This window comes from Psychrobacter aquimaris, assembly GCF_016107525.1.
Classification (GTDB): Bacteria; Pseudomonadota; Gammaproteobacteria; order Pseudomonadales; family Moraxellaceae; genus Psychrobacter; species Psychrobacter aquimaris.
This window is the reverse complement of record NZ_JABASR010000001.1, coordinates 214,196-239,252: the sequence shown is the minus strand read 5'-3', so window position 1 is coordinate 239,252 and position 25,057 is coordinate 214,196. Positions and strand designations below refer to the sequence as shown.

The following is a 25,057-nucleotide window of genomic DNA, read 5'->3' as shown; positions in this document are numbered from 1 at the left end:
TAAAGGACATAACTATGAGCGATTATCAAATCAATAACCCAGCTACTGGTGACCTAGAAGCCACTTACCCTACGGCAACTGAACAAGATATCCAGCAAGTTATCGATCAAGCTGACAATGCTTATCAAGACTGGCGTCAAGTTCCATTAAATGAGCGCAGTGCACTACTGCATAAAATTGCCGATAGCTATCTTGAGCGTCAAGATGAGCTGGCTCGCATCGTGGCGGGTGAGATGGGTAAGCCCGTCGCACAAGCAAAAGGCGAGATCGGTCTGGTTGCTGAAATCTATCGTTACTATGCAGATAATGCTGAGCAGCTACTAGCACCGAATACCATTGACGTTGATACTGGGTCAGCTTCGGTAGAAAAGCATCCTGTGGGCGTTCTACTCGGTATCATGCCGTGGAATTATCCGCATTATCAAGTGGCACGTTTTGTCGCACCAAACTTTATGGCGGGTAATACCATCATTTTAAAGCATGCGCCTCAATGTCCTAAGACAGCAGAAGTGATCGCTGATATTTTCAAAGATGCGGGCGTACCTGAAGGTGTTTATAACAATATTTTTGCCACCAATGAGCAAGCAGCAACCATTATTAACGACAAGCGTGTACAAGGCATCTCACTAACTGGCTCTGAGCGCGCTGGACAAGCAGTCGCAAAAGAAGCTGGTGGCGCGCTCAAAAAAGTCGTTCTAGAATTGGGTGGCTCAGATGCTTTCATCGTTGCTGCCGATGCCGACATCAAAAAAGCCATAAAAGGGGCTATCTCTGGTCGCTTTGGTAACGCCGGTCAAGCCTGTAACGCAGCCAAACGCCTAATCGTCATTGAGTCTGTCTATGACAAGTTCGTTGAGGGCTTTACTGATGCTGTACGTGCTATGACGTTGGCTGATCCTCTTGATGAAAAAACCTTTATCGGCCCAATGTCTTCAAAGGCTGCCGCGGTCAATTTACAAAAGCAGTTAGACAGTGCCGTTCAAGCAGGCGCGACTGTCCTAGTAGAAGGTGGTATGGTGAAAGACAAGCCTGGTGCATGGTTCAAACCTGCGGTACTGACAGACGTTGATGAATCAATGGATGTCTACCGTGAGGAGCTGTTTGGTCCTGTCGCCGTCATCTATAAAGCTCGTGACATCGACCATGCTATCAAGATTGCCAATGACGTACCTTTCGGTCTTGGTGCCTCTATCCAAACGCAAGATGCTGCACTAGCTGCTGATATTGCTGATAAATTAGAAGTGGGTATGGTAACGATCAACGCACCTTCTGGTACGGAAGCCAATACTCCATTTGGCGGCGTTAAACGCTCAGGATTTGGTCGTGAGCTTGGTACGCTTGGCATCACCGAATTCTTAAACTATAAGCTGATTCGCGATAAGTCGTAATCGACAAAACGATTTTTAGAATAATAAAAAGCCTAACATTCACTGTTAGGCTTTTTTTAGGCAGTTTTATTAAAAAATAACCCATCGAAAAAACTATTGCTTAGGTGGGTTGTCTTTTAACCATAATTGATTGACAATTTTTAATTCACGTAGCTCTTCTGCCATAATTGACTCGCTAATACCTGGATATTTCACCCTTGCATAGCCATATAACGCAATACCTAAGACAGTCCAACCAAAGAAAATCCACCACTCGATAGCGGTTAGTGCTGATGGCATACCTGGCATATATAGCATGAGTATTCCAAAACTTAGCGCAATCGTGACCATGCCAACAAGCTTACCTGCTGGTATTCTAAATGGGCGTACCATATCAGGCTCGCGGTAGCGCAATACTAAGAATGAGATAGCAACACAGGTATAAGCAATAACGATACCAAAGCCACCTGCATCTACGATCCACACCAGCATTTTACGACCAAACAATGGTGCTAGTGTCGCCAAACCACCGATTAATAAAATGGCATTCGACGGCGTCTTATACTTTGGATGCAGCTTACTCAAAAATGCGGGCAACATACGTGCTTTTGACATGGCATAAAGTAGGCGGCTACCACCAATCAAGAAGGCATTCCAACTTGATAAAATACCAAGCACACCACCAATCACCAACAATATACCTGCCCACTTGCCATGCCAAGCATTGGTCATCGCATCAGCAGTGGCGAGCGTTGAGTTTTCAGCTTGTAAGAGTGGCAAGGTCGTGCCAACGCTCCAAGCGATACCCACATACCACATTACCGCAACGACAATGGATAAAATCAAAAACTTACCAATATTAGGACGAGTCAGATCAATTTCTTCTGCCGCTTGCGGAATAACATCAAAGCCGACAAACATAAACGGCACCATGACAATAACGGCCATCATACCGCCAATACCACCAATGAATGCAGGCGCTTGTACTGAGTTTGAGCCTTCAGGATTAAAGAGTACTGCACCAATGAACAGCAACGTCCCAACAAATAAAATACCCAATACGGCCGTTTTTTGGAACCACGCACTGACTTCCATACCGCGGATATTTAGCCATGTGACAATCACTGAGCCCAGCATCCCGACGCCCACCCAAGTGGCATAAACATCCCAACCAGCGATGGTCCAGAGATACCCTTGATTGTAATTGGGGATAAAATACTCTACGACTGTCGGCAAGGCAACTGCCTCAAACGCGACCACCGAAAAATACCCAAATAGAATACTCCATGAGCAGATAAAGGAGACATTCACCCCCAGCGCACGATGCGTATAGGTATGCTCACCACCCGTAATCGGCATCGATGCGGCAAGCTCGGCATAAGTCACACCAATCAGTATCACTGCCAAACCGCCTATCAAGAACGCCAACATCGCGCCCCACGTCCCCGCAGATAAAATCCAACCACCAGCCAAGACTACCCAGCCCCAACCGACCATAGCACCGAATGCTAAGGCGATAATATCTAGCGTCCCTAACGATTTCTTTAATTCAGACATAACCTGCTCCTTGTCTGTGTGTCATCCGTGTTAACCCTTGACGGTTACACTATTTTTTGTTTAGTGGGATAGTACCCATCATAATTATCATATATACCTTTTGATCCACGCTGTTAGGCACTACTTGTTTACTATTCAAATAGTACAAACAGCAACGGCGTCTTGACTTGCAAGGCGCCGTTGTAAAAAATGTACTCAAAGCGAGTGCCATATGGGCAATCTTGCTGTTCTATTAGAGATAGCCTTTTAACCAAGATCGAGGCTTGATTAAAAGTGATGTATTTGACTATAAATAAATACTAAATACTTATTAAGCAGTTAGGATACCTTTGATGATATCTAGACCTTCTTGTAGCACTTCATCTTCAACCGTCAATGGCACCATCACGCGAATGGCGTTGCCATACATACCACAAGACGCTAGTAATAAACCTTGCTCAAATGATTTTTCTTTCAAATTAGTAGTCGCTTCCACATCAGGCTTGCCTTCATTATCGATTAATTCAAACGCGAGCATGGCGCCTTTATGGCGAATATGACCGATACTACTTAAGTTTAAGCCCTTTAAGAAAGCTTCAATTTTGTCGCCAATCTCAATACTGCGCTCAAGCAGGTTTTCTTCTTCGATGACTTCCATGACCGCTAATGCAGCCACACAAGCCAGTGGATTACCAGAATATGTACCGCCCAAGCCACCTACCTGCGGGGCATCCATAATATCAGCACGGCCGATGACCGCAGAGATAGGATAACCACCCGCCAAGCTCTTGGCACTGGTCATCAAATCAGGTTCAACGCCTAGCTGCTCAGTGGCGAACAACGTACCTGTACGCGCAAAACCACACTGTACTTCATCAAAAATCAAGACAATGCCATGCTCATCGCAGATATCGCGCAAAGATTTGGCAAATGATGGGGTTACTTGATGGAAGCCACCCTCGCCTTGTACTGGCTCGATAATCATCGCTGCTACTTCACTTGGATCGATATCCGCTTGGAAAATCATCTCAAGGCTATGCAGCGCTTGTGCTTCTGTGACATTCAACTCTTCAGCTGGGAATAGCGCATGGAATACAGGTCCTGGCATTGGACCAAAGTTCTTTTTATACGGCAGCACTTTACCTGTCAAACTCATGCACATTAAAGTACGACCATGCCAACCACCAACAAAAGAGATGATGCCTGGACGACCAGTTTTCGCACGAGCAATCTTGACACAGTTTTCGACCGCTTCTGCACCAGTCGTCAAAAAGAAAGCTTTTTTCTCACCGCTGATAGGCGCTTTTTCACAAAGTTTTTCGGCAAGATCCACATAGCATTCGTAGTTGATCATTTGCGCCGCAGTATGGGTAAACTTGTCGAGTTGCTCATGCACGCGCTGAGTGATTTTTGGATGGCTGTGACCCGTATTCAGTACTGAGATGCCACCAACGAAGTCAATATAACGATTGCCTTCAACGTCCCAAACTTCTGAGTTTTTGGCTTTTTCTGCAAAGATAGGAAAGGCAACCCCAAGTCCTGTTGGTAAAACAGCTTTGCGGCGCTCAAGTAATGATTGATTGGTAGTCATGGGAATGTCCTTTTCTGTGTTCGTAACATAAATGCCATCTAATGATTGGCGGTTCATTTGAGACTTAGTGATATCAAACGGTGTTTGTTTGAGATAAAACACCGTAGATACCTAAAATGCTTTGTTAAATATTGAACTGGCTATTTTGTTAGCTGATGTCAGAACACCAGTACTTGGTCGTAATATAGTCTTCGATACCGTATTTTGAGCCTTCACGGCCAAAGCCAGACTGCTTCACGCCGCCAAATGGGGCAACTTCTGTAGAAATCAAACCCGTGTTATGACCGATGATGCCGTACTCTAACCCTTCGGTCACGCGCCATGAGCGTGCATAGTCGCTACTATAGAAGTAAGCAGCCAAGCCATAAATGGTATCGTTGGCAGCACGAATCACTTCTGCTTCGTCTTTGAAGGTAAATATCGTCGCAATCGGTCCAAAGATTTCTTCAGAAGCGATATCCATATCACTGCTAATATCAGTGATAACAGTCGGGTTATAAGTCAGCTCTGAGGCATCATTGGTACTGCCGCCAGCGATAAGCGTCGCGCCTTTGTCTAAAGCATCTTTTAGTAGCGCTTGCACTTTTTCTAGCGCCTTTTTATTAATCAAAGGACCAATATCCACGCCTTCATCCATGCCGTTGCCAACTTTTAGCTCAGCGACTTTTTTGACAAAGACATCTAAGAATTCATCTTTGATGCTATCTTGCACATAGACACGGTTGGCGCACACACAGGTCTGACCCGCATTACGGTATTTAGAGGCAATGAGGCCTGCAGCGGCTTTCTCAAGATCGGCATCATCAAAGACGATAAATGGCGCGTTGCCACCCAGCTCTAATGATAGCTTCTTAATAGTCGGCGCACATTGAGCCATCAACGTACGACCGACTTCTGTAGAGCCCGTGAACGATAGTTTATGAATACGTGCCTCACCAGTTAGGATTTCCCCGATGGTTGATGATTTACCCGTTACAATTTGGAGCACGCCTGCAGGAATACCCGCTTGCTCTGCTAAGGCACCCAGTGCCAATGCTGAAAATGGGGTTTCGGTGGCTGGTTTGACGATAATCGTACAACCTGCTGCCATCGCCGGTGCTACTTTGCGCGTGATCATCGCAGCTGGAAAGTTCCAAGGCGTAATAGCGGCGCAAACACCAACTGGCTGCTTAAGCACGACATGACGAAGCTGCGTACTGTTAGCAGGAATGACGTCGCCATAAACGCGCTTACCTTCTTCGGCGAACCAGCGAATAAAGCTATTGGCATAACCGATTTCACCGCGTGACTCAGTGAGTGGCTTGCCTTGCTCAGCGGTCATGATGATCGCAAGATCTTCTTTATTGGCATCGATAAGATCCGCCCACTTTTGCAGCAGTTCTGCACGCTCTTTGGCGGTTTTTGCTGCCCAAGCAACTTGCGCCTCATGAGCGTAGGCAACGGCTTCATTGACATCTTCTGTCGTGAGGCTAGGCACTGTGCCGATAAGGTCGTCGTTAAAAGGGTTGTTTACATCAAGCGAAGCATTGTCGCTAGCAGCGTGCCAGCCGTCTTTGACGAAGCAAGATTGTTTGAGTAAGTCTGGATTTGATAACTGCAGCGTATGTGACATGTTGACGCTCCTTGTCATGTAGGGTGGTATGTTTATAAGAATGGATATAATAGTAGTTATTAAATAATTATTGATAATTGTTTTTTTGTTCAATATACTGAACAGTTATTCTATATACGAGACATCATTATAAGAATGATATGACGCGATTTGCAACCCTTAATCGCATTATTTTTATAATTATCTTGTACTTTTTCATTTTATTTTACTTTTATAGGTTACTTATGAGCTCGACTGCCGTGCCTGCACTAGACAAAACATTTCAGATTTTGGACTTGATTACCGATAGTTCCCAGCCGCTAACAGCCGCTCATATTGCCAAAGAGCTTGGTCTTCCTCGCAGCTCTACACATAATATTTTGCAGAGTTTGCTGACCAAGCACGTCATCTATAAAGATCCGGAAAGTCGCTTTTATTTGGGCTCCTATTTAATGTATTGGGCGGGAAAATACGAGCAGCAGCAAGGCGTCGTACAGTTGTTTAAGGATCTGATTGTGCAGTATCCGGTGCTACTTCAACACACGGTTACCTTGTCAAAACTGGATTTGGGAGAAGTGGTATTTTTGGCCTGCCATGAGTCGCCTGCCCCGCTCGGCTTTACGTTTCGTGCAGGCGTTCGTGTGCCTGCGGTATTTTCAGCGACAGGCAAAGCCATGCTCTCCACGTTGTCTATGGACAGCATAAAATCCTTGTATAAGGATAAGTTTCCGACGCCCATGACCCAACATGGGGTCGATAATTTTGCGGATTTGTCTACCGAGCTTGCGGCGATTCAGGAAAGTCGAGTGTCACTCGATGACGGGCAACTGCGTGATGGAATGTACTGCTTGGGTACTTATATCCGTAATGCGTCAGGCACTGCGGTCGCTGGTATGGCAGTCAGCTTTTTGCAAGGAGAATATGATTCTAAGCGGGCTGAAGTTAGTGCGGTACTGATTGAGTTAGCAGAACAAATTGAGCGACATTTAGGCTTTACTGCTCACTCATAACTGCTGACCTATAGGACATGGTTGCAGAGTTTGTTACGATCAAACCCTGCAACCGATTTTCTTTAATTTTGCTTCTCTTTAACTACAAAGCAGCTAAGATTTTAGCTACTTTGATGGTTTCTACCATTCTAATTACTACTACTATCACCTGCCATAAGTCCTAATAAAAAGGCTTGTAGATTGTCATTGAGCTTTGGCAGATAATAACCGCCTTCGACTAAAACGATCAACGGCTTGTTTAAGGCGATCATCTTTTGCGCCAATATCTCAAAGCCCTTCGTACTGACCGCACATCTCGCTTCTGGGTCAGCCTCATAGACATCGAAGCCTAAGACATGAACAATAACGTCTGGATCAAATAGCGTCATCGCTTCAATAGATTTATCAACATACTCAAAAAATCCAGCTTCATCGGTGCCATGTGGCATTGGGAAATTAATATTGTAGCCTTCGCCCTCGCCAGTCCCTTTTTCAAACGCATGCCCTGTCACTGCTGGATAAAAATTAACAGGGTCACCATGTACCGAGGTATAGAGCACATCGCTACGTTCGTAAAATATCTCTTGGATACCTTGTCCGTGATGCATGTCAGTGTCTATGATAGCGATTTTTGCGTATTTCTGTCTTAGGTGTTCAGCGATGATGGCGGCGTTATTAAGATAACAAAATCCGCCAGCTGCACTCTTACGCGCATGGTGACCCGGAGGACGCGAAAAGCAAAGCTGTATGCGATTTTGAGTGCGCTCAGTACTTGATACGTTATCGTCTAAGAAAGCTTCGGCAGCATTAAGTGCAGTCTGCGCCGACCAATAAATAGATGTCCAGGAATGCTCACTAATTGGTGCGCTATCATCTGCCTGATATTTCGCGGCTTTTGCCATGATACCAATGCCGGGATTGTCATACGGCACAAAAATTCCAGTCTGCACCTGCGCGCCTAAATCTTCCTCGACCGCCATCCATTCATCATAACCGTGCTTGAGAAACTCTACATAACCAAAATCATGAACGGCTAAGATTGGCGCAATGCCGATATCGGTGGCAGCAGTCACTTCTAAGCCCAACGCTGCTGGTGCTTTCAATAATTCCACCATACGCTCTGGCATCTCTAACGGCTCATGCATTTTTCCATAAGAAAAGTAGGGTAACGGTCTATGCAAACTTAGATTTTCATGGCTGTATATTTTCATGCTCAACATTCCTTGTTTGACACTACTTGGTTTTAGATTGTTTTGTTTAAAAAGTTCCACTTTCTAGCTTTTATCACTGTAAAGATACTGTGGCAAGCATTGAACTAAACAATGCCATCGGCTTTGAGCTTAGCTATCATCTCACTGTCATACCCTAAATCAGCAAGTGTGACATCGGTATGCTCGCTCAAACGTGGTGGCGGCGTGCGATAGCTGACAGGTGATGCCGATAATTTGATGGGATTGCCAAGCGCGCGTACAGGACTGCCTTGTGCTGCAAAATTAACTATCATTTCACGGGCTTGTGCTTGCGGCATGGCCAAGGCTTCAGCCACGTTATGAATCGCGCCGCACGGTACACCTGCCTGATCCAACACCTCTAGCCAATAAGCACATGGTTGTTTGGCAAATTGCTTAGTCAGCTCATTGCATAGCAGTTCACGATTGGCAACGCGATTAGGATTGGTCGCAAAACGCTCATCAGTATGCCAGTCGACTGCTAATACGTCGCACAGTTTGGCAAACTGATGGTCATTGCCGCAAGCTAAAATAAAGTGAGCTTTCCCTTCAGCAGCAAACACTTGATAAGGCACAATGTTGGGATGCTGATTGCCCAGTCTTGGTGGAATCTTATCTGAAGCCAAATGGTTCATGCCGACATTGGCCAGCATAGACAGCGCACTGTCGAGCAATGCGACATCCACGTGTTGACCAACGCCAGTATGTTGACGCGCCAATAGCGCCGCTTGGATACCAATGGTCAGTTGTAAGCCCGCGAATAAATCAATCACTGCGACGCCAACTTTGTGCGGTTCGCCATCACTAGGGCCCGTAATACTCATCAGCCCTGACAACCCTTGAATAATATAATCATAACCGGGACGCTTGGCATCAGGACCTGTCTGCCCAAACCCTGTCAATGACGCATAAATTAAGCGCGGATTGTCTTGTTTTAGGCTGTCGTAATCTAAACCGTATTTTTTGAGACCACCGACTTTGAAATTCTCTACCAAAATATCACTGTCAGCAATGAGCTGCTTAATAATGGTCTGCCCTGCTGGCGTAGTAATGTCTACCGTGAGCGACTTTTTATTGCGATTGATAGTTGCATAATAAGCGGACGTGTCATCGCTGAATGTTGGCGGTGCCCAGTGGCGCGTTTCATCACCGATATGTGGACGCTCAACTTTGATGACTTCTGCGCCCAGATCAGCGAGCACTTGCGTACAAGAGGGACCTGCCAGCACTCTCGATAAATCGAGTACCTTGATACCATGCAATGCACCCTTTGGTATATCCGTCATATCTGTCATGAGATTCCCTTACTCTGTGGCGTATTCTTCGATCTTCTGATTAGAAAATTGCTATTCATCATTTAGTTTTTCGTGTTTTTCAATGACACACTGATAAATAAGTGGTGAATAACAACTGAAAAACGTACGCTACTGTCAATGCTCTTTTTCAAAAAGCCAAGCAGCAACGTACGTAATGAAGTACAACTTTGTTAAACATTCTTAGCTAAAAATATTTAAAAGAACGCTTGAATGCCTGTCTGTGCACGGCCTAAGATAAGCGCGTGAATATCGTGCGTACCTTCGTAGGTATTGACGGCTTCTAAGTTCATCACATGACGGATGATGTGAAACTCATCAGAGATACCATTACCACCATGCATATCACGAGCAATACGAGCGATATCCAGCGCCTTACCGCAGTTATTACGCTTAATCATAGAGATCATTTCAGGCGCAGCGTTGTGCTCATCCATCAAACGACCGACACGTAGCGCGGCTTGTAGACCTAAGGTGATTTCTGTCTGCATATTGGCAAGCTTTAACTGCACCAACTGCGTGGCGGCCAGTGGACGACCAAACTGCTTACGATCTAGCGTGTACTGACGGGCCGCTTTCCAGCAGAATTCTGCCGCGCCCATTGAGCCCCAAGCAATACCATAACGCGCTTTATTCAAGCAGCCAAACGGCCCTTTTAGACCACGGATATCTGGGAAAGCATTGGCTTCAGGGACGAACACTTTGTCCATCACAATCTCACCCGTGACTGAAGCACGCAGTGAAAACTTACCTTCAATCTTTGGCGCTGATAAACCTTTCATGCCTTTATCTAAAATAAAACCTCGAATCTCATCGGCATCGTCTTTTGCCCAGACCACAAACACATCCGCGATAGGACTGTTGGTAATCCACATTTTATTACCAGTCAGCTCGTAACCACCATCGACTGCGCGCGCACGCGTCGACATCGATGCAGGATCAGAACCCGAATCTGGCTCAGTCAGACCGAAGCAGCCGACGTACTCGCCCGTGGCAAGCTTTGGCAAATACTTTTCTCTTTGTTCTTCTGTGCCATACGCCCAAATCGGATGCATCACTAGGCTTGACTGCACGCTCATCGCTGAACGATAGCCTGAATCAACCGCTTCCACTTCCTTAGCAATCAGACCATAAGCGACACTGGATAAACCAGCACAGCCATAACCTTCAATCGTCACTCCAAGCAAGCCCATCTCACCCATTTGGCGCATGATGTTGCGATCAAAATGCTCGTTGCGATTGGCCTGAACGATACCGGGCATCAATTCCTTTTGAAAAAACTGACGGGCGCTGTCGGTGACCATACGCTCTTCTTCAGTCAGCTGGTCGCGTAATAAAAAAGGATCTTCCCAATCAAAGCGCGGGCTGGTAGATGTTGCCATGTGGATCTCCTTGATATCAGTCATCCTGACTGACGAGTAGTGATGAATAAACCATTTGGTTTAACAAGTCATTGACTTAGTTATTCCGCTGTGCGAAACTTAGTTTCATAATATAAAACTATTTAAGCAAACTTTCGCCGCCCTGTAAACCTTTATTAAAAAATAGGCATCAAAAGAGATAATCATTAAGGGAAATGGAAATAAAATGACAACATCTACATCGACAGCTACCTCACTACTCGAACGAATGGATTACCTGATGGGTCAAAGCAAGGAGGATAATGATCGACAGTTTGTGACGGCACTAGGTCGTGGGTTGGTTATACTAGCCGCCTTTGAGCATCAAGAGCGACTCACTCATCAGCAGTTGTGTCAGATGACAAACCTGCCAAAAGCGACCATTACTCGCCTGATTCATACTTTAACCACGCTGGGATTTTTGCGTACCAATGAGTACGGACAATATCAACTAGGTAGTAGTGCGGTACGTTTAAGCGCAACCGCGTGGAGTCGTCATGACATGGTGGCCTATGCTGAGCCATTACTGAGACAGTTCGCTAGCGAAAATGAGGTGTCGGTGAATCTAGCGACCGAAGTTGAAGGAGAGATGCGCTATCACGCCTGCTGTCGTAGTCCTGCACGCCTATCGGTCAATTTGCAAGTTGGCTCAGCCGTACCCGTGGCACGTACGGCGATTGGGCGGGCTTTTTATGCAGCAAGCTCGCAAGCGAGACAGACGGTCATTATTAGTAATTTAAAAGAAAATTTATCTGATGAAGAATTCAACCATGCGCAAATTGCCCTAGCCAGCGCGGCAGAGCATTATGGAAAGTATGGCTATACCATCTCTGATGGAGAGTTTTCTACTGACATATTGGCAGTCGCGGTGGGCGTATACGATGTCGCAACGGGACAATATGCTTATTCACTGAATGCCAGTGTACCGAGTGCCAACTGGAAAGTGGATGAGTATGCGGCGATGATCGTGCCCAAATTGCAGGCGTTGGCAGAGCGGATTGGGCGCGGGGACTAGAAGAGAGCAAAGAAAACTGACAAAATTTTTATGTAAACGATTATCAGTTTGGCTTAGTATTTACAACTTTTGTATTATGAAGCATATACTAGATCAAACTGATGGTATCAGTTTATTTTAACTCATCAAACCTAAGCCCAAACTTCATCAGATACTTACGCAATCTGTCGCTGTCATTGGGGTTTTTGAGCTTATCGCGAGAATTGGCATACAGATAGCGCCCCGCTGCTGCTTGATTTTTATGGTTGATACACACTTCAATCACATAGGCCAATTGCACCGCCTCAAACGGGTCAATCATTGCAATAGAATCGTTATCAAGATATTGGCTCAAAATATTATGGCTACCCTGCTCGACGGTTTCACTATCTAGTTTAGCTTCAGATTTATTTTTGCTTAGGCTATTTTTATTCGTGTTAATGCTTTTGTTATTAATTAAGCTATCAGAGCCATTCAAACTGTCAGGTAGTTCCCAAAGATGCGCTAAGCGTTCAATCTCCGCTTGCACATCACCATTGCGAATCGCTTTACTCTCAGCTAACGTGGTCAGGCGAATCATACTGGCAGTCAAATCACGAAAGTTTCCTTGCCATGTCGCATCCGCACTCATGGCAAAGCTTTCATACAACTTCCGTGCCTCTGGGGTAAATCGATATTGCTGCTGCTGCTCGCTGCCCAAGCGTGCCAGCTCATAGTCGATATTGGCAGGTAAATCCTCAAGGCGATCTTTTAACGATGGTAAAAAGAACGTCCACGTGTTCAATCGTGCAAACAGGTCTACCCGAAACTCGCCATCAACGACCGCTTGGCGCAGGTCTTTATTAGTGCCCGCCATCAACTGAAACGACACGTTAATCGGCGTATCACTACCCAGCGGATAAAATCGCTGCTCTTCCAATGCGGTGAGTAACATCGCTTGTTCATCGAGCCCCAGCTCACCGATTTCATCTAAGAACAGCAAGCCACCATCGGCAGATTTTAGTAGCCCATCACGGCTTGACGCAGCGCCTGTAAATGCGCCTTTGACATGACCAAATAGCACACTCATCGCCGTATCGCCGCGCAAGGTGGCACAGTTGACCTCGACAAAGGCCCCTAGCGCATATTTGCTGTGAGCGGCGTTTTTGGCTTTGTTTTTCTTCAGCTCATAGATTTGGGTCGCCAGTTGTGACTTGCCCGCCCCTGTTGCGCCCATGAGTAGAATGGGTGCAGTGGAACGGGTGGCGACTTTTTCAATATCAGAGATAAGCTGTTGATAGGCAGCGTTTCGGGTAACCAGATTGGCTTGTAGGGTTTGCCAATGCTGGGCTTTTTCAGCCTCAAAGCGCGCGCGCAAGCTATCATAGCGCGACACATCCAAATCAATAATTTGATAGCGGCCTTGCGGATTGTATTGATCGGGCTTGGGACATGGCGAGGTTTGTATAAAGTCGGCAGGCAAAAACCCCGCCTCGACCAGCAAAAACCAACAAATCTGCGCCACGTGCGTGCCAGTGGTCAGATGTAGCAAATAATCGGTGTCAGTGTTAAACGTAAACCCTGTGACAAAGTCATACAGCTCGGCATAGACATCGGCAAAGTCCCACGGACTAGTGAGCGACACGCGATGCCCGATCACTTGCGTCTGCGGGCTGACTTTTGCCACATCATCACAGATAAGATGAAACAAGCGCTTATCACGCTTGCTATAGAGGATATGCAGCTCACTGACCAGCAACTCATCATGCAAACCCAGACTGACCGTTGGACGCCAGCGCTGCCAACGCTTGTCATTAAAGCCATTGTCTAAAGTAGTACCGAGAAAGCCGATGACAGCGGTTTTGTTGGTGTGCGGTTTTTTAATCATTGCTCGTTACTCGTTATTCATCACTCATGGTCTGCACAAAATGTTGATAAACGTTAGATCCGTTTATTTTCACTTTTAGTTTCTATCCGTCCATGACGCATTGGCATCTATAGACAGCATTTCATCCGCCATGATTTGCTGAGCAAGGTGGCGATTGAGCGGATACAGCACGCTAAAATGGTCGTACCGTAGGATAAAGGAACAGTGCAGCATTGGGTTTTTATTCTTATCACATATTGGCTTTAAATCTCGATAATTACTATCCAGACTTTTGCCTTCAATAATCCATGTCGGCACTTTGATATCTTGAAGCCAATTGGCAGGCGCACGTAAATCCATCTCTCGTTGCTCATCGCCAGTAAAGTCAACGTCTTGTAAAAACATCGTCTCTTGACTGGCACCAAAGCTAATGACCTCTCTAAATAAATCAGGGTGCGTGCTGCTTGCCACTTCGCTGATCAATAGTGCCAGCGTGCCACCTGTACTGTGCCCACCCAAATAAATACGGCTGCTATCGACATACGGCAAGGTCGCCAAATACTCTGCCGCCGCGATGACATCATCGACCTCACCATAATTCACTTCGATATTGCCCGTATTGTCATTGCCGCCGCGTAATGTGGGAAACATCATGATTACGCCAGCATCACGGTAAGGACTGGCAGTTTGGTCATTTTGCTTTGAGCCTTTACGCCAAAAGTCTACTAGCGTATTGGACTCGCCGCCTGTCAGCCAAACAATAGCAGGATACTTTTTTTGATCTTGCAGATCGGGCGTGACAAATGCGGCTAAAGACATGCCGTCACTGTCATAGCGTACGGTTTTAAACAGCGTCGTTGGCGGCGTCGGCAGGAACGTCTTTACCGTCGGCTCGACATTGATGGTCGTCTCATAATGACTGCGCAATGACGCCAAAGTAGGCGTGGCAAACGCACTGATATTTACACTGATACCCATTATCATCAACGCGCTAACTGATAACGCACGATGCCACGTTGCCTCTCTACCTTGCCCACCCACTCGCTGCATATTCTTATCCTTTTTAAAAAGAACAATCTACCTACCGCAATATTACCTATTGATTGTAGTAAAGTTTATTTTACTCCAAACAACTGATAATAGTTAAATTTATAATAAAAACGATTTTTATAGAATATTTTATATATTATTTTTATTAACTAAGTAGCCAGTTTACTTACTATATATATTTTATATTTATTTTTTATATAAATATCAATAGCTTAATAACTTATATCAACATACTAAGCAAACTTGGCATATCTTTAGCACCCTATAGAGTAAGCACAAAATAATCATATACGAACCTATATAAGTAATTAAGGAGCACAACATGCAACCAGCCACACACAACATCATTCAAGATGGCGGAACCCCAATCAGACTGTGGACCAAAGGCGTGCCTGTCGATCCAAAAGCCCACGACCAGCTGATTAAAGCCTCACAGATGCCCTTTATCTATAAGTGGCTCGCGGTGATGCCTGATGTGCATGTTGGGATTGGCGCAACTATTGGAACCGTATTGCCAACCAAAGAAGCGATTATTCCTGCGGCGGTCGGTGTCGATATCGGCTGCGGGATGATGGCGGTGCAAACCACGCTGACCGCTGATGATTTGCCTGATAACTTGCGCGGTCTGCGTACCGAGCTTGAAAAAGCCATTCCGCATGGACGCAGCAAAACCCGTGGACGCGGCTCACGTCGTGATGTTGGCGCATGGACAAACCCTGACAATACGGTTAAGGATGGCTGGGGTACATTGGTTGATGACTTTAATTACATAACCCAAAAGCATCCGAAGCTTAAAAATACCAATAACCTGAATCATTTGGGAACGCTCGGTACAGGCAATCACTTTGTAGAAGTGTGCTTGGATGAGACCAATCAGGTATGGATCATGCTGCATTCAGGCTCTCGCGGCGTGGGTAATGCCATCGGGCGCTACTTTATTGAGCTGGCACGTGAGGATATGCGTAAGTGGTTTATCAATTTGCCAGATAAAGATTTGGCATATTTCGCTGAAGGGACTGAGCATTTCGATGATTATTGGTTTGCCGTGGGTTGGGCGCAGCGTTTTGCCTTTAAAAACCGTGAAATCATGATGGAAAAAGCCATCAAAGCGCTACGCACCATTGTGCCAAAGCCGTTCGATGCAGCCGTAAAAGCGGTCAACTGTCATCACAATTATGTAGCGAAAGAAGAGCACTACGGCGAAGATATCTTTGTCACTCGCAAAGGTGCGGTGCGTGCTCGCATTGGCGAATACGGCATCATTCCGGGATCAATGGGCGCAAAATCCTTTATCGTGCGCGGTAAAGGTAATGAAGAATCCTTCTGCTCTTGCTCGCATGGCGCAGGCCGCGTGATGTCACGCACCGAGGCGAAAAAGATCTTTACCACCGCTGATCAAATCGCCCAAACTGAAGGCGTAGAATGCCGAAAAGACGTGGGCGTGATTGATGAAATCCCAGCGGCATATAAGAACATTGAAGACGTCATGAACGCACAAAGCGACTTGGTAGAAGTGGTGCATACCTTGCGGCAGGTGGTTTGTGTGAAAGGGTGAGTTATGAATAAATTTCATATGGGATGGATCAACTTTACTTACGCAAATAAAGATGGATTAGTTAATGAAAAAATTCCTGAGTTCTTAATTGATGACCAGTCGTTAATTGAGTTACTTGGAGACTATCGGCATTTAGGTAATTATGACAATGACCTTAATAGTGATGGAGTTCTATCACATCACTACATATTACAGCTACTAGGTCGATCCTCTAATAACAATCAGTTAGGCTCAAATCGGACAGTATTATATCGTTGTCACTGTGCATGTGATCACTGTGGTATTTTTTCCACAGAAATAATTGTAGGAAAGCTAACTGTACAATGGAAACTCATCGCATGGGAAGATCAAGAAAATCAAACCATATTTGACCAAACTACTAACTTGAAATTTTTTAAACACCAATATTTCAAAGCTATTGAGCAATATTGTGAGCAAAAAGGAATTGTTCTTTAATTTTCTTCATATTAGTTTACCGTAGAACTAGAAATAAGGATAAAGCCATACGTTACGAGTTGGGAAGCATTGATAAAAAGTCTGGGAGACCTTTTTAGGGTCGTAAGAGCCAAGTCACCTCATTTCAGTCGAACATTTAGGTAACTTACTAGAGAAAATATAGGGATATCAGCTAAAATCCGAATTTCCACATTTAAAAACGACAGTAAAATACTATAGGCTGGATGTAAATAGTCTAAAAGAAGCGAATATCACCTTTTGGGCTGAACCGAAATGAGTTGATTGAAAATATAAACATGCTAACAAATAGGTCTACTATAAGGAAAACAAAAATGAAACTCGCAGAAGCCCTACTTATCCGTAGCGATATGCAAAAGAAGCTGGCACAAATCAAAGGACGCATTCGCAGCAATGTCAAAGTCCAAGAAGGCGATACGCCAAATGAAGACCCAAACGTATTGATGGTAGATGCCAGCCAAATCATTACCGAGCTGAGCGTGTTGATTGAGCGTATTCACCGCACTAATGCCATTGCTAAGACCAATGACGGTCAATCGATGCTGACGTTATTAATCGAACGTGATACGTTAGAGATGCGTCACAAGCTTTTGATTGAGGCCATTGAAGCCACCGACACCGAGGTTGATCGTTATAGCCCTCGCGAGATTAAGTGGCATGTCATGGTCTCGGTCGCAAGCTTACAAAAACAAGCCGATGATATCGCGATGAAACTACGCAAGATTAATCTTGTCATTCAAGCCAATAACTGGCAGATTGACCTTGTTGAATAATAATGTCGCGTAATAAATGTTAGACCAATAATACCAAATTCTCTGCGAGCTTAGCATAATCAGCAGACTCCCCTTTTGGAACCGACTGGGCGAGTGTCAGACCCCGCGTATCCACAGCAGGGGGTTGAAAATATACTGTAGTGGCTGCTATGCGTTGCGGGCAAACGCTCTTTTCACAACTTATGCCCCGTACCCGTCACTAAGCACAATGCACCATTTAGACCTTACCACCAGACACTGACAGTCGGTTTCAATCTTATTTTAAATGCGACCCTAAAAGTATTGGGAAGCATTTTATTATGCCCATTAAAAACATCACCAATTAATAGTCGTACAAACCATAAAGACATTTATCATGCCAGCATCAACACATAAAACCCTAAAAATCGACGGCAGCACAGGCGAAGGCGGTGGACAAATTATCCGTACCGCATTGTCTCTCTCGATGCTCACTGGTACGCCAATTGAGATCACCAATATACGTGCAGGACGCGCCAAACCCGGTCTGATGCGCCAACATTTGATGTGTGTGCAAGCATCACAACAGATTTCAAATGCTAGCGTATCGGGCGCGCATTTGGGTAGTACGGCCTTTACCTTTACACCAAGCACCGTACAAGCGGGCGATTATAACTTTGATATTGGTTCGGCAGGTAGTACCAGTCTGGTGCTGCAAACGCTATTACCTGCCCTACTTTTTGCCAATACTGATGAACGCTCGCAATCAACTGTGACGATAAAAGGTGGCACGCATAATCCACTCGCGCCAACCACGGACTTTTTAACTGAGGCGTTTGTTCCTGCATTGGCGAAATTAGGAATGCAAATCGATATTGAATTGCAGCAAGTAGGGTTTGCACCCATCGGTGGGGGTACGATTAAAGCGACAATCACGCCGTTCATGCGCCGTGCTAATACATTGCCATTTAAACTTACTGAACGTGGCGAGTTGGTCAATATCGCTTTAGTCGCAAGCGTACTCAATCTAGAATACGATATTTGCAAACGTGAGCTTGCCAGCGCAAAAGCCACATTGATTGAAGCAGGTATTGATGAGGCGCTTATTACGACGCGCGGCAATAAATTACACGGTATTGGTGAAGGCAATACTTGCTATGCAAAAGTCACTCGTGAGATTGCTGACACCCAAAACCATAAAGAGTATCACTCCGAGATGTTTACTTTACTAGGAGAAAAGCGCAGCTCAGCGGAAAAGATAGGTAGTCGTTTATCAGGCTTAGTCAAACGTTATGTATTTGACACCGATGCACTGGTCGATGAATACTTAACCGACCAACTACTCTTACCGTTGGCTGTAGCAGGCGGCGGCGATTTTACCGCGCATGTCGTTAGTGAGCACACTAAAACTCAAGCATGGCTCATTCAGCAATTTTTACCCGTTGAGATTACGCTTAAAGTGATCGATGAGCAGAAAACTTTGGTACAAGTTGCCTGTTAAAATCACACCAGTAGCAACACCAACAGTAGCACACTGTTACCCAATTACTGCGATGCGGTGATATCATATGTGTATGATGTAGGCGATAAATCTGAGCCCTTTGTCGGTGTCTAATAATGATGGTCATGTGAGGGTGGTTTTTGCCCTACTTTCTCTTTGAATCATTATCACCTTTTTAATATTTACGTATTACTGTTGAGTGTAGCTATGCCCCAATCTCGTACCAATCTAAATCCTGAACCTAAAACCAGCTCTCCGTATTTGGTCGGCTTATTGCTGCGTTATAGCACCTTTGGCGCGGCCATATTAATATTTTTAGCAGGTCTACTATTGCTAAATTGGTGGTTGATTATTCTCGGCGGGTTTGGGGTTTGCTTGGGGGTTTATGACCTCATACAATCAAAGCATTCTATTTTGAAAAACTATCCCGTTGCCGGACACATTCGCTATGTACTCGAAGATTTTCGTCCTGAAATTCGTCAATATTTACTAGAAAATGACAAAGAGCAAGTACCGTTTTCACGCCAGCAGCGGGCGCTAATTTATCAACGTGCTAAGAACGTCAGTGACACCAATGCTTTTGGTACGCTAGATAATTTATACACAAATGGTAAAGAATGGTTTTTGCAATCAGCGATTAGCCAGCCTCTAGAAAACAAAGATTTTCGTATTATGGTAGGCGGCGAGCGTTGTCAGCAGCCACACGATATGTCGGTGTTTAATATCTCGGCAATGAGCTTTGGCAGCTTATCGGCTAATGCAATTATGGCGCTCAATCAAGGTGCAAAAATAGGCGGCTTTACCCACGATACAGGCGAAGGCGCAATCAGCCCTTATCATCGCAAGTTCGGTGGCGATTTGATTTGGGAGCTGGGTACAGGATATTTTGGTTGCCGTGATGAGCAGGGTAACTTTGACCCGCAGTCTTTTGCCGAAAAAGCCGTCGATCCGCAAGTTAAAATGATTGAAATCAAACTATCTCAAGGGGCAAAACCTGGTCAAGGCGGCGTGTTACCCGCCGAAAAAATCACCCAAGAAATCGCCGATACTCGTGAAGTACCGACAGGTCAGGATTGTGTTTCGCCATCGTCGCATACAGCTTTTAGCACCCCGCGAGAATTGGTGGCCTTTTGGCAGCAGCTGCGCGACTTATCCGGTGGCAAACCTGTGGGCTTCAAACTCTGTGTCGGTCAGCCTTGGCAGTTTATGGCCATTGTGAAAGCCATGATCGAAACCGATAACTATCCTGATTTTATCGTCATCGATGGCGCAGAAGGCGGTACTGGCGCGGCTCCTGTCGAATTTATGGACAACGTCGGTATGCCATTGGTTGAAGGATTTTTATTAATACACAATACTTTGGTAGGCGCAGGTATTCGCGATAAAATCAAACTTGGCGTGAGCGGTAAAATCGTCTCTGGTTTCGATATTGCCCGTATGATTGCTTTGGGCGCAGACTGGTGTAATTCAGCGCGCGGCTTTATGTTTGCCGTTGGCTGTATTCAATCACGCTCGTGCCATACCAACACTTGCCCGACTGGCGTTGCCACCCAAGACCCGTATCGTCAAAAGGCGCTCGACGTCCCTAGCAAAGCTGAGCGCGTCGCAAGCTTCCATAAAAACACCCTCAAATCCCTAGCCAGTATCGTCGGCGCGGTCGGCTTGCAACACCCAAGCCAATTACAACCATATCATATCGCGCGCCGCCTCGATGACGGGCAGATAAAGCTATTATCGAAGTTCTTTTATTTTACGGATAAGGGAGCGCTACTTAATAATAGCGCCCGCGCAGATGTGTTTAATCAGATGTGGGTAATGGCGAACCCTGATAGCTTTTTAGCCAATGATGACGCCCTCATTGCTTATAATAAAGACTCACGAGATAAAGGCAGAGAAACCAGCACCTCGGTGGAGCAGAGCCTTGGCAACTTTGCGAGCATCACAGGCGGTGGGCAGTTAATAGGCAACGTCAACAATACTTTTCGCGACGTTCCGCTTAACAATGACTAAAAATAGTGATTGGTATTTTACTATCCATGAGCGCTTATATTTACTCTTTATCAAAAAGACAGATGATTGATGCCAAGTTTCACGCTTTCTTTACCTTTATGGATCATTGCGCTGTTTTCACTCAGCATCAGTGCTTGCCAACCGATAAGCACTGATGCTGCTGACAGCGAGACACAAAACTGGTCGTGTCAGACTCAAGAAGCACCATTTTCTTATAGTGTTTGTAGCATTGATGCTCAAGCCTTGATGGATGCCCGCTACTCATTAAAATTATTTTGGCAGCAGCCTGACAGTACGCAGTCGTTGCTCACCTTCGAGACCTTATTAGCAACATTACCTTCTAATCAAACGCTGAACTTTGCCATGAATGCCGGCATGTACAATGAGAACTATGCACCGATTGGCTATACCATCATTGATGGTGAAGAGGTCAAATCGTTAAATCTCAAAGAAGGCGGTGGCAATTTTCATTTACTGCCCAATGGTGTGCTGTGGTGGGATAAAGCTGGAGAGGTACAAATCACAGAAAGCAATGCCTTAAATGAGCAGCTTAAGAGCGGCGAAGCGAAGCCTTGGTATGCCACCCAATCAGGTCCTATGCTGGTTATCAATAACGAGATACATCCGCAATTTAATCCTGATAGCACCTCACTCAAGATTCGTAATGGCGCAGGTGTTTGTGATGATGGCCACATAAAATTTGTCAATAGCGATGCGCCTGTGACATTTTATCAATTTGCATCGTTGTTTAAGGATGACTTAAGCTGTCCGAATGCCCTGTTTTTAGATGGCGGGATTGCGTCAGCCTTATATGTGCCCAGCATGGATAAGCACGATAAAAAAGAGATGGGTGTGATGATTGGATTGGTTGAAAATAAAGATTAGGCGGTGTATCTATTTTGAAAATAGTGGTAAAAATGAGATAAATTATATTGAATAAAAAGCACTTGAGACGACTTTGTCATCCAAGTGCTTTTTTTATTACTAGCAACAGTTAATGGCTAACCATAGCTAAAAATTAACCGCCAAGACTCATCTTGGGACCAAACGGTTCATAATGGACGCTATCAACTCCGTGATCTAATGTCACTAGACCATCAATCATACTTTCCATAAATGGCATCGAGCCACAGACATAAATATCAGCAGGCTTAGGTAATTGAGCAAGCCACGCCTCATTCAATATTTGTCCAGACTCAAAATAGAAGACACGCTTCTCTACAGTTTCAGCCTTTTCTAGTAGCTTATTTACTTCAGTATTGAAAGCGTGATGCGCTTCATTTTGGCAAGCATAAACCCAGATAATAGGACGTTTTGGATTGGCTAATACTTGTGCCTCTAACATAGATAGCACAGGGGTTACACCAACACCCGCACTCATCAATACCAATGGAATCTCATTTTGCTGTACCAAATCTTGCTTGAGCGCAAAGTCACCTGCTGGCGCCGATAACAAAACCGTGTCACCCACTTCTAATTGGTCGTGCATATAGTTAGAAACCAAACCATGATGCTCATTGCGGTTATCGCGTCTGACCGCAAACTGAATACCTGCATCAGTACTAACGGAATACAAAGAGTAATGACGTAGGGCAACATGGTCACTGTCTTTTGGATCTGCTTTCACCGTGATGTACTGACCCGCGGTTAAATTTAATTTACTCAGGTCAATCTCTTGATGACTTTCTGCATTATCATTGACTGGCACAACAGTAAAGGCAGCAATATCCGTAGCGGCTGCTACCTTTTTAGTCACGGTAAAAGGAGCAAAACCCTGCCACATCGCCTCTTCATACATACCATGTTCTATCTGAATAAATACTGAGGCAATCTCATCATAAGCTTCAGTCCAAGCATCGATGATATCGTCATTGGCCGCCTCTCCCAGTACTTCCTTGATTGCACCGATTAAATGCTTACCAACGATGGGATAATGCTCGGGCAAAATCTGTAAAGCACGATGCTTGTGGCTGATTTGCGTGACCTGTGGCAATAACGTTGCCAATTTATCCAAGTGCTTAGCAGCGGCTAACACGGTCGTTGCCAGAGCCGTCTGTTGACGACCCAATTTTTGATTGGTTTCGTTAAATATGTCCAACAGCTTTGGATGCTCTTCAAACATGTTTTTATAAAATACCGTGGTGATTGCCGTTCCATGCTCTTCAAGGACGGGAACAGTTGCGGTGACGATTTCTAAAGTCTTTGATGAAGCCATACTGTCTCTCTTATTAATACCAATTCCGAAACATATGAGAAGCGGTGTCAAATGCGCTTAGTCTAATAAATGCAGTACTTGCACACACTTTTCTGCTACTCAAATGGTTAGAAATGGCATAAATTCATGATATTTGTTGGTTAATTGATTAATATATGAAAAATGAAGTGCTTAAATAAGCAACGACGACTGGTCTTTACAAACGATTATCAAATTCTTGTCATTAAATTTTTTGTCAAATCTGTCCAAACGCCTCTATAACATTCATTTAAAATGAATTTTATCACGTTTTACTGAGTATACCAATGCCGTATTACTACAAATACAGATTATTTCGACAAAAAAGTAGCCGCTATGCTGTCATAACGGCTGCTATTATCAAAAAAGATGAGGATTAATAAGTTTTATAAGTTAGGGCATATCTTCATCCAGAATTCAAAATTAACGCGCTAGATAATTGGTCATCTCTTCTACCCCATGTAAGGTCATCGGGTACATTTTATTGTCGAATAGCTTCTTAATTTCAACGATGGTTTGGGTATATTGCCAGTACGCGGGATCCTCAGGATTGAGCCAAGCGACTTTATCAAAATGCGCCAGCACCCGCTTGAGCCAAACAATACCCGCCTCATTGTTCATATACTCAACGCTGCCACCCACTGTCATGAGCTCATATGGCGACATTGACGCATCACCGACGAAGATAACGCGATATTCGCGACCGTATTTATTGAGCAGCTCATACGTTGGCATCGGCGCACTATGACGACGGTCATTGTCCTTCCAAACATAGTCATAAAGACAGTTATGAAAATAAAAAAATTCTAAGGTTTTAAATTCATTTCTAGCCGCTGAAAATAGCTTTTCTAAGGCTTCAACATGGACATCCATACTGCCGCCCACATCGAACAGCATCAATACTTTGACGCGATTACGGCGCTCAGCTTGCATATGGATATCGAGCACGCCTTTTTTTGCCGTGCGTTTAATAGTCTCATGAATGTCTAGCTCATCGGCGCTACCGGTACGAGCAAACTGACGTAGATTACGCAGCGCCATCTGAATTTGTCGAGTACCAAGCTGGCTGTCATCATCAAGGTTGCGGTATTTACGCTGCTCCCAGACTTTAGCCGCGCTACGTTTACGTGACTCACCGCCAACGCGTACGCCTTCCGGATGGTCACCATAGGCACCAAATGGCGATGTACCACCAGTACCGACCCACTTACTACCGCCTTGATGCCGCTCTTTTTGCTCTTTGAGACGCTCCTCAAGTGCTTTCATCAGCTCCTCTAATGAGCCGTATTTTTTTAGCAGTCGGCGCTGCTCATCGGTTAGATTTTTTGGGTCGAGCTTTAAATCTAACCATTCTTTTGGGACATCAGTCAGCTTAGCCAATAGCTCATCCATATCAAGACTGTCGACGCCTTCGAAATAATCTGCCATAGCTCGATCGAATTTATCAAAATGGCGCTCGTCTTTGACCATGCACAGTCGAATCAGTCGGTACATATCCTCACGACTGGCAAAGGTAGACAACTCTGGATTTTCAGGATGCGGCTGCATCATCAGCCCTTGATCTAACGCGGCATTTAGATCAAGCAGCTCACGCGTACTGACTGGCACACCATAAGTACGTAAGGTATAGAACAATTTTATAAACAT

The 25,057-nt window shown here is 45.0% G+C and carries 19 protein-coding genes; 9 read left to right on the top strand and 10 right to left on the bottom strand.

Going from position 1 to position 25,057, the window contains the following annotated elements:
- Positions 1-14: 14 nt before the first annotated feature.
- Positions 15-1,388 (top strand): NAD-dependent succinate-semialdehyde dehydrogenase, encoded by a 1,374-nt coding sequence (locus tag JFC10_RS01045; RefSeq protein WP_198331266.1) that lies wholly within the window; start codon positions 15-17, stop codon positions 1,386-1,388.
- Between the two features lie 93 nt (positions 1,389-1,481).
- On the opposite strand, the gene JFC10_RS01040 is transcribed toward JFC10_RS01045, so the two are convergent.
- The 3 genes from JFC10_RS01040 to JFC10_RS01030 all read right to left on the bottom strand — a co-directional run bounded on the left by JFC10_RS01040 (position 1,482) and on the right by JFC10_RS01030 (position 6,106).
- A complete protein-coding gene (locus JFC10_RS01040) occupies positions 1,482-2,924 on the bottom strand; it encodes an APC family permease (RefSeq protein WP_193011228.1) in 1,443 nt (480 codons plus the stop codon).
- Between the two features lie 310 nt (positions 2,925-3,234).
- On the bottom strand, positions 3,235-4,494 hold the full coding sequence (gabT, locus tag JFC10_RS01035) for a 4-aminobutyrate--2-oxoglutarate transaminase (protein ID WP_198331265.1): 1,260 nt from the start codon (positions 4,492-4,494) through the stop codon (positions 3,235-3,237).
- Between the two features lie 148 nt (positions 4,495-4,642).
- Complete coding sequence (locus JFC10_RS01030) at positions 4,643-6,106, bottom strand: NAD-dependent succinate-semialdehyde dehydrogenase (protein WP_227685886.1); 1,464 nt, start codon at positions 6,104-6,106, stop codon at positions 4,643-4,645.
- A 224-nt stretch (positions 6,107-6,330) separates the two neighbouring features.
- Between JFC10_RS01030 and JFC10_RS01025 the strand changes: the two genes are divergently transcribed.
- Positions 6,331-7,095 carry an IclR family transcriptional regulator gene (locus JFC10_RS01025; protein ID WP_198331263.1) on the top strand — a complete coding sequence of 255 codons (765 nt, stop codon included), beginning with the start codon at positions 6,331-6,333 and terminating at the stop codon, positions 7,093-7,095.
- A gap of 128 nt (positions 7,096-7,223) precedes the next feature.
- Here JFC10_RS01025 and JFC10_RS01020 read toward each other — a convergent pair whose 3' ends face one another.
- From JFC10_RS01020 to JFC10_RS01010, 3 genes are all read right to left on the bottom strand, one after another.
- Positions 7,224-8,285, bottom strand: a complete 1,062-nt coding sequence (locus tag JFC10_RS01020) for a histone deacetylase family protein (RefSeq protein ID WP_198331262.1) — start codon at positions 8,283-8,285, stop codon at positions 7,224-7,226.
- Between the two features lie 104 nt (positions 8,286-8,389).
- Positions 8,390-9,598, bottom strand: coding sequence for a CaiB/BaiF CoA transferase family protein (locus tag JFC10_RS01015; RefSeq protein WP_198331261.1), 1,209 nt, complete (start codon positions 9,596-9,598; stop codon positions 8,390-8,392).
- A 215-nt stretch (positions 9,599-9,813) separates the two neighbouring features.
- Positions 9,814-10,998 carry an acyl-CoA dehydrogenase gene (locus JFC10_RS01010; RefSeq protein ID WP_198331260.1) on the bottom strand — a complete coding sequence of 395 codons (1,185 nt, stop codon included), beginning with the start codon at positions 10,996-10,998 and terminating at the stop codon, positions 9,814-9,816.
- Between the two features lie 205 nt (positions 10,999-11,203).
- Between JFC10_RS01010 and JFC10_RS01005 the strand changes: the two genes are divergently transcribed.
- Positions 11,204-12,031, top strand: a complete 828-nt coding sequence (locus JFC10_RS01005) for an IclR family transcriptional regulator (protein ID WP_227685888.1) — start codon at positions 11,204-11,206, stop codon at positions 12,029-12,031.
- A gap of 112 nt (positions 12,032-12,143) precedes the next feature.
- Here JFC10_RS01005 and rtcR read toward each other — a convergent pair whose 3' ends face one another.
- On the bottom strand, positions 12,144-13,877 hold the full coding sequence (gene rtcR, locus JFC10_RS01000; protein ID WP_198331259.1) for an RNA repair transcriptional activator RtcR: 1,734 nt from the start codon (positions 13,875-13,877) through the stop codon (positions 12,144-12,146).
- Between the two features lie 75 nt (positions 13,878-13,952).
- Positions 13,953-14,906: an alpha/beta hydrolase family protein gene (locus JFC10_RS00995; RefSeq protein ID WP_198331258.1), complete on the bottom strand. Its 954-nt coding sequence runs from the start codon at positions 14,904-14,906 to the stop codon at positions 13,953-13,955.
- A 322-nt stretch (positions 14,907-15,228) separates the two neighbouring features.
- Between JFC10_RS00995 and JFC10_RS00990 the strand changes: the two genes are divergently transcribed.
- The 6 genes from JFC10_RS00990 to JFC10_RS00965 all read left to right on the top strand — a co-directional run bounded on the left by JFC10_RS00990 (position 15,229) and on the right by JFC10_RS00965 (position 22,062).
- Positions 15,229-16,461: an RtcB family protein gene (locus JFC10_RS00990; RefSeq protein WP_198331257.1), complete on the top strand. Its 1,233-nt coding sequence runs from the start codon at positions 15,229-15,231 to the stop codon at positions 16,459-16,461.
- 3 nt (positions 16,462-16,464) lie between these two features.
- On the top strand, positions 16,465-16,917 hold the full coding sequence (locus JFC10_RS00985) for a hypothetical protein (protein ID WP_198331256.1): 453 nt from the start codon (positions 16,465-16,467) through the stop codon (positions 16,915-16,917).
- Positions 16,918-17,249: 332 nt separating this feature from the next.
- Positions 17,250-17,708, top strand: a complete 459-nt coding sequence (locus JFC10_RS00980) for a DIP1984 family protein (protein ID WP_198331255.1) — start codon at positions 17,250-17,252, stop codon at positions 17,706-17,708.
- 355 nt (positions 17,709-18,063) lie between these two features.
- A complete protein-coding gene (gene rtcA, locus JFC10_RS00975) occupies positions 18,064-19,167 on the top strand; it encodes an RNA 3'-terminal phosphate cyclase (protein ID WP_198331254.1) in 1,104 nt (367 codons plus the stop codon).
- 207 nt (positions 19,168-19,374) lie between these two features.
- Complete coding sequence (locus JFC10_RS00970; RefSeq protein WP_198331253.1) at positions 19,375-21,177, top strand: FMN-binding glutamate synthase family protein; 1,803 nt, start codon at positions 19,375-19,377, stop codon at positions 21,175-21,177.
- Positions 21,178-21,246: 69 nt separating this feature from the next.
- On the top strand, positions 21,247-22,062 hold the full coding sequence (locus JFC10_RS00965) for a phosphodiester glycosidase family protein (protein ID WP_198331252.1): 816 nt from the start codon (positions 21,247-21,249) through the stop codon (positions 22,060-22,062).
- A 133-nt stretch (positions 22,063-22,195) separates the two neighbouring features.
- Here the strand turns inward: JFC10_RS00965 and JFC10_RS00960 are convergent, their stop codons facing one another.
- On the bottom strand, positions 22,196-23,392 hold the full coding sequence (locus JFC10_RS00960) for a globin domain-containing protein (protein WP_198331251.1): 1,197 nt from the start codon (positions 23,390-23,392) through the stop codon (positions 22,196-22,198).
- 441 nt (positions 23,393-23,833) lie between these two features.
- Positions 23,834-25,057: a vWA domain-containing protein gene (locus JFC10_RS00955; protein WP_198331250.1), complete on the bottom strand. Its 1,224-nt coding sequence runs from the start codon at positions 25,055-25,057 to the stop codon at positions 23,834-23,836.

What these genes read in the sequence shown, in the direction of transcription:
- JFC10_RS01045 (WP_198331266.1), top strand. Translation starts at nt 15, where the DNA reads ATGAGCGATTATCAAATCAATAACCCAGCTACTGGTGACCTAGAAGCC.
- JFC10_RS01040 (WP_193011228.1), bottom strand. Translation starts at nt 2,924, where the DNA reads ATGTCTGAATTAAAGAAATCGTTAGGGACGCTAGATATTATCGCCTTA.
- gabT (WP_198331265.1), bottom strand. Translation starts at nt 4,494, where the DNA reads ATGACTACCAATCAATCATTACTTGAGCGCCGCAAAGCTGTTTTACCA.
- JFC10_RS01030 (WP_227685886.1), bottom strand. Translation starts at nt 6,106, where the DNA reads ATGTCACATACGCTGCAGTTATCAAATCCAGACTTACTCAAACAATCT.
- JFC10_RS01025 (WP_198331263.1), top strand. Translation starts at nt 6,331, where the DNA reads ATGAGCTCGACTGCCGTGCCTGCACTAGACAAAACATTTCAGATTTTG.
- JFC10_RS01020 (WP_198331262.1), bottom strand. Translation starts at nt 8,285, where the DNA reads ATGAAAATATACAGCCATGAAAATCTAAGTTTGCATAGACCGTTACCC.
- JFC10_RS01015 (WP_198331261.1), bottom strand. Translation starts at nt 9,598, where the DNA reads ATGACAGATATGACGGATATACCAAAGGGTGCATTGCATGGTATCAAG.
- JFC10_RS01010 (WP_198331260.1), bottom strand. Translation starts at nt 10,998, where the DNA reads ATGGCAACATCTACCAGCCCGCGCTTTGATTGGGAAGATCCTTTTTTA.
- JFC10_RS01005 (WP_227685888.1), top strand. Translation starts at nt 11,204, where the DNA reads ATGACAACATCTACATCGACAGCTACCTCACTACTCGAACGAATGGAT.
- rtcR (WP_198331259.1), bottom strand. Translation starts at nt 13,877, where the DNA reads ATGATTAAAAAACCGCACACCAACAAAACCGCTGTCATCGGCTTTCTC.
- JFC10_RS00995 (WP_198331258.1), bottom strand. Translation starts at nt 14,906, where the DNA reads ATGCAGCGAGTGGGTGGGCAAGGTAGAGAGGCAACGTGGCATCGTGCG.
- JFC10_RS00990 (WP_198331257.1), top strand. Translation starts at nt 15,229, where the DNA reads ATGCAACCAGCCACACACAACATCATTCAAGATGGCGGAACCCCAATC.
- JFC10_RS00985 (WP_198331256.1), top strand. Translation starts at nt 16,465, where the DNA reads ATGAATAAATTTCATATGGGATGGATCAACTTTACTTACGCAAATAAA.
- JFC10_RS00980 (WP_198331255.1), top strand. Translation starts at nt 17,250, where the DNA reads ATGAAACTCGCAGAAGCCCTACTTATCCGTAGCGATATGCAAAAGAAG.
- rtcA (WP_198331254.1), top strand. Translation starts at nt 18,064, where the DNA reads ATGCCAGCATCAACACATAAAACCCTAAAAATCGACGGCAGCACAGGC.
- JFC10_RS00970 (WP_198331253.1), top strand. Translation starts at nt 19,375, where the DNA reads ATGCCCCAATCTCGTACCAATCTAAATCCTGAACCTAAAACCAGCTCT.
- JFC10_RS00965 (WP_198331252.1), top strand. Translation starts at nt 21,247, where the DNA reads ATGCCAAGTTTCACGCTTTCTTTACCTTTATGGATCATTGCGCTGTTT.
- JFC10_RS00960 (WP_198331251.1), bottom strand. Translation starts at nt 23,392, where the DNA reads ATGGCTTCATCAAAGACTTTAGAAATCGTCACCGCAACTGTTCCCGTC.
- JFC10_RS00955 (WP_198331250.1), bottom strand. Translation starts at nt 25,057, where the DNA reads ATGTTTATAAAATTGTTCTATACCTTACGTACTTATGGTGTGCCAGTC.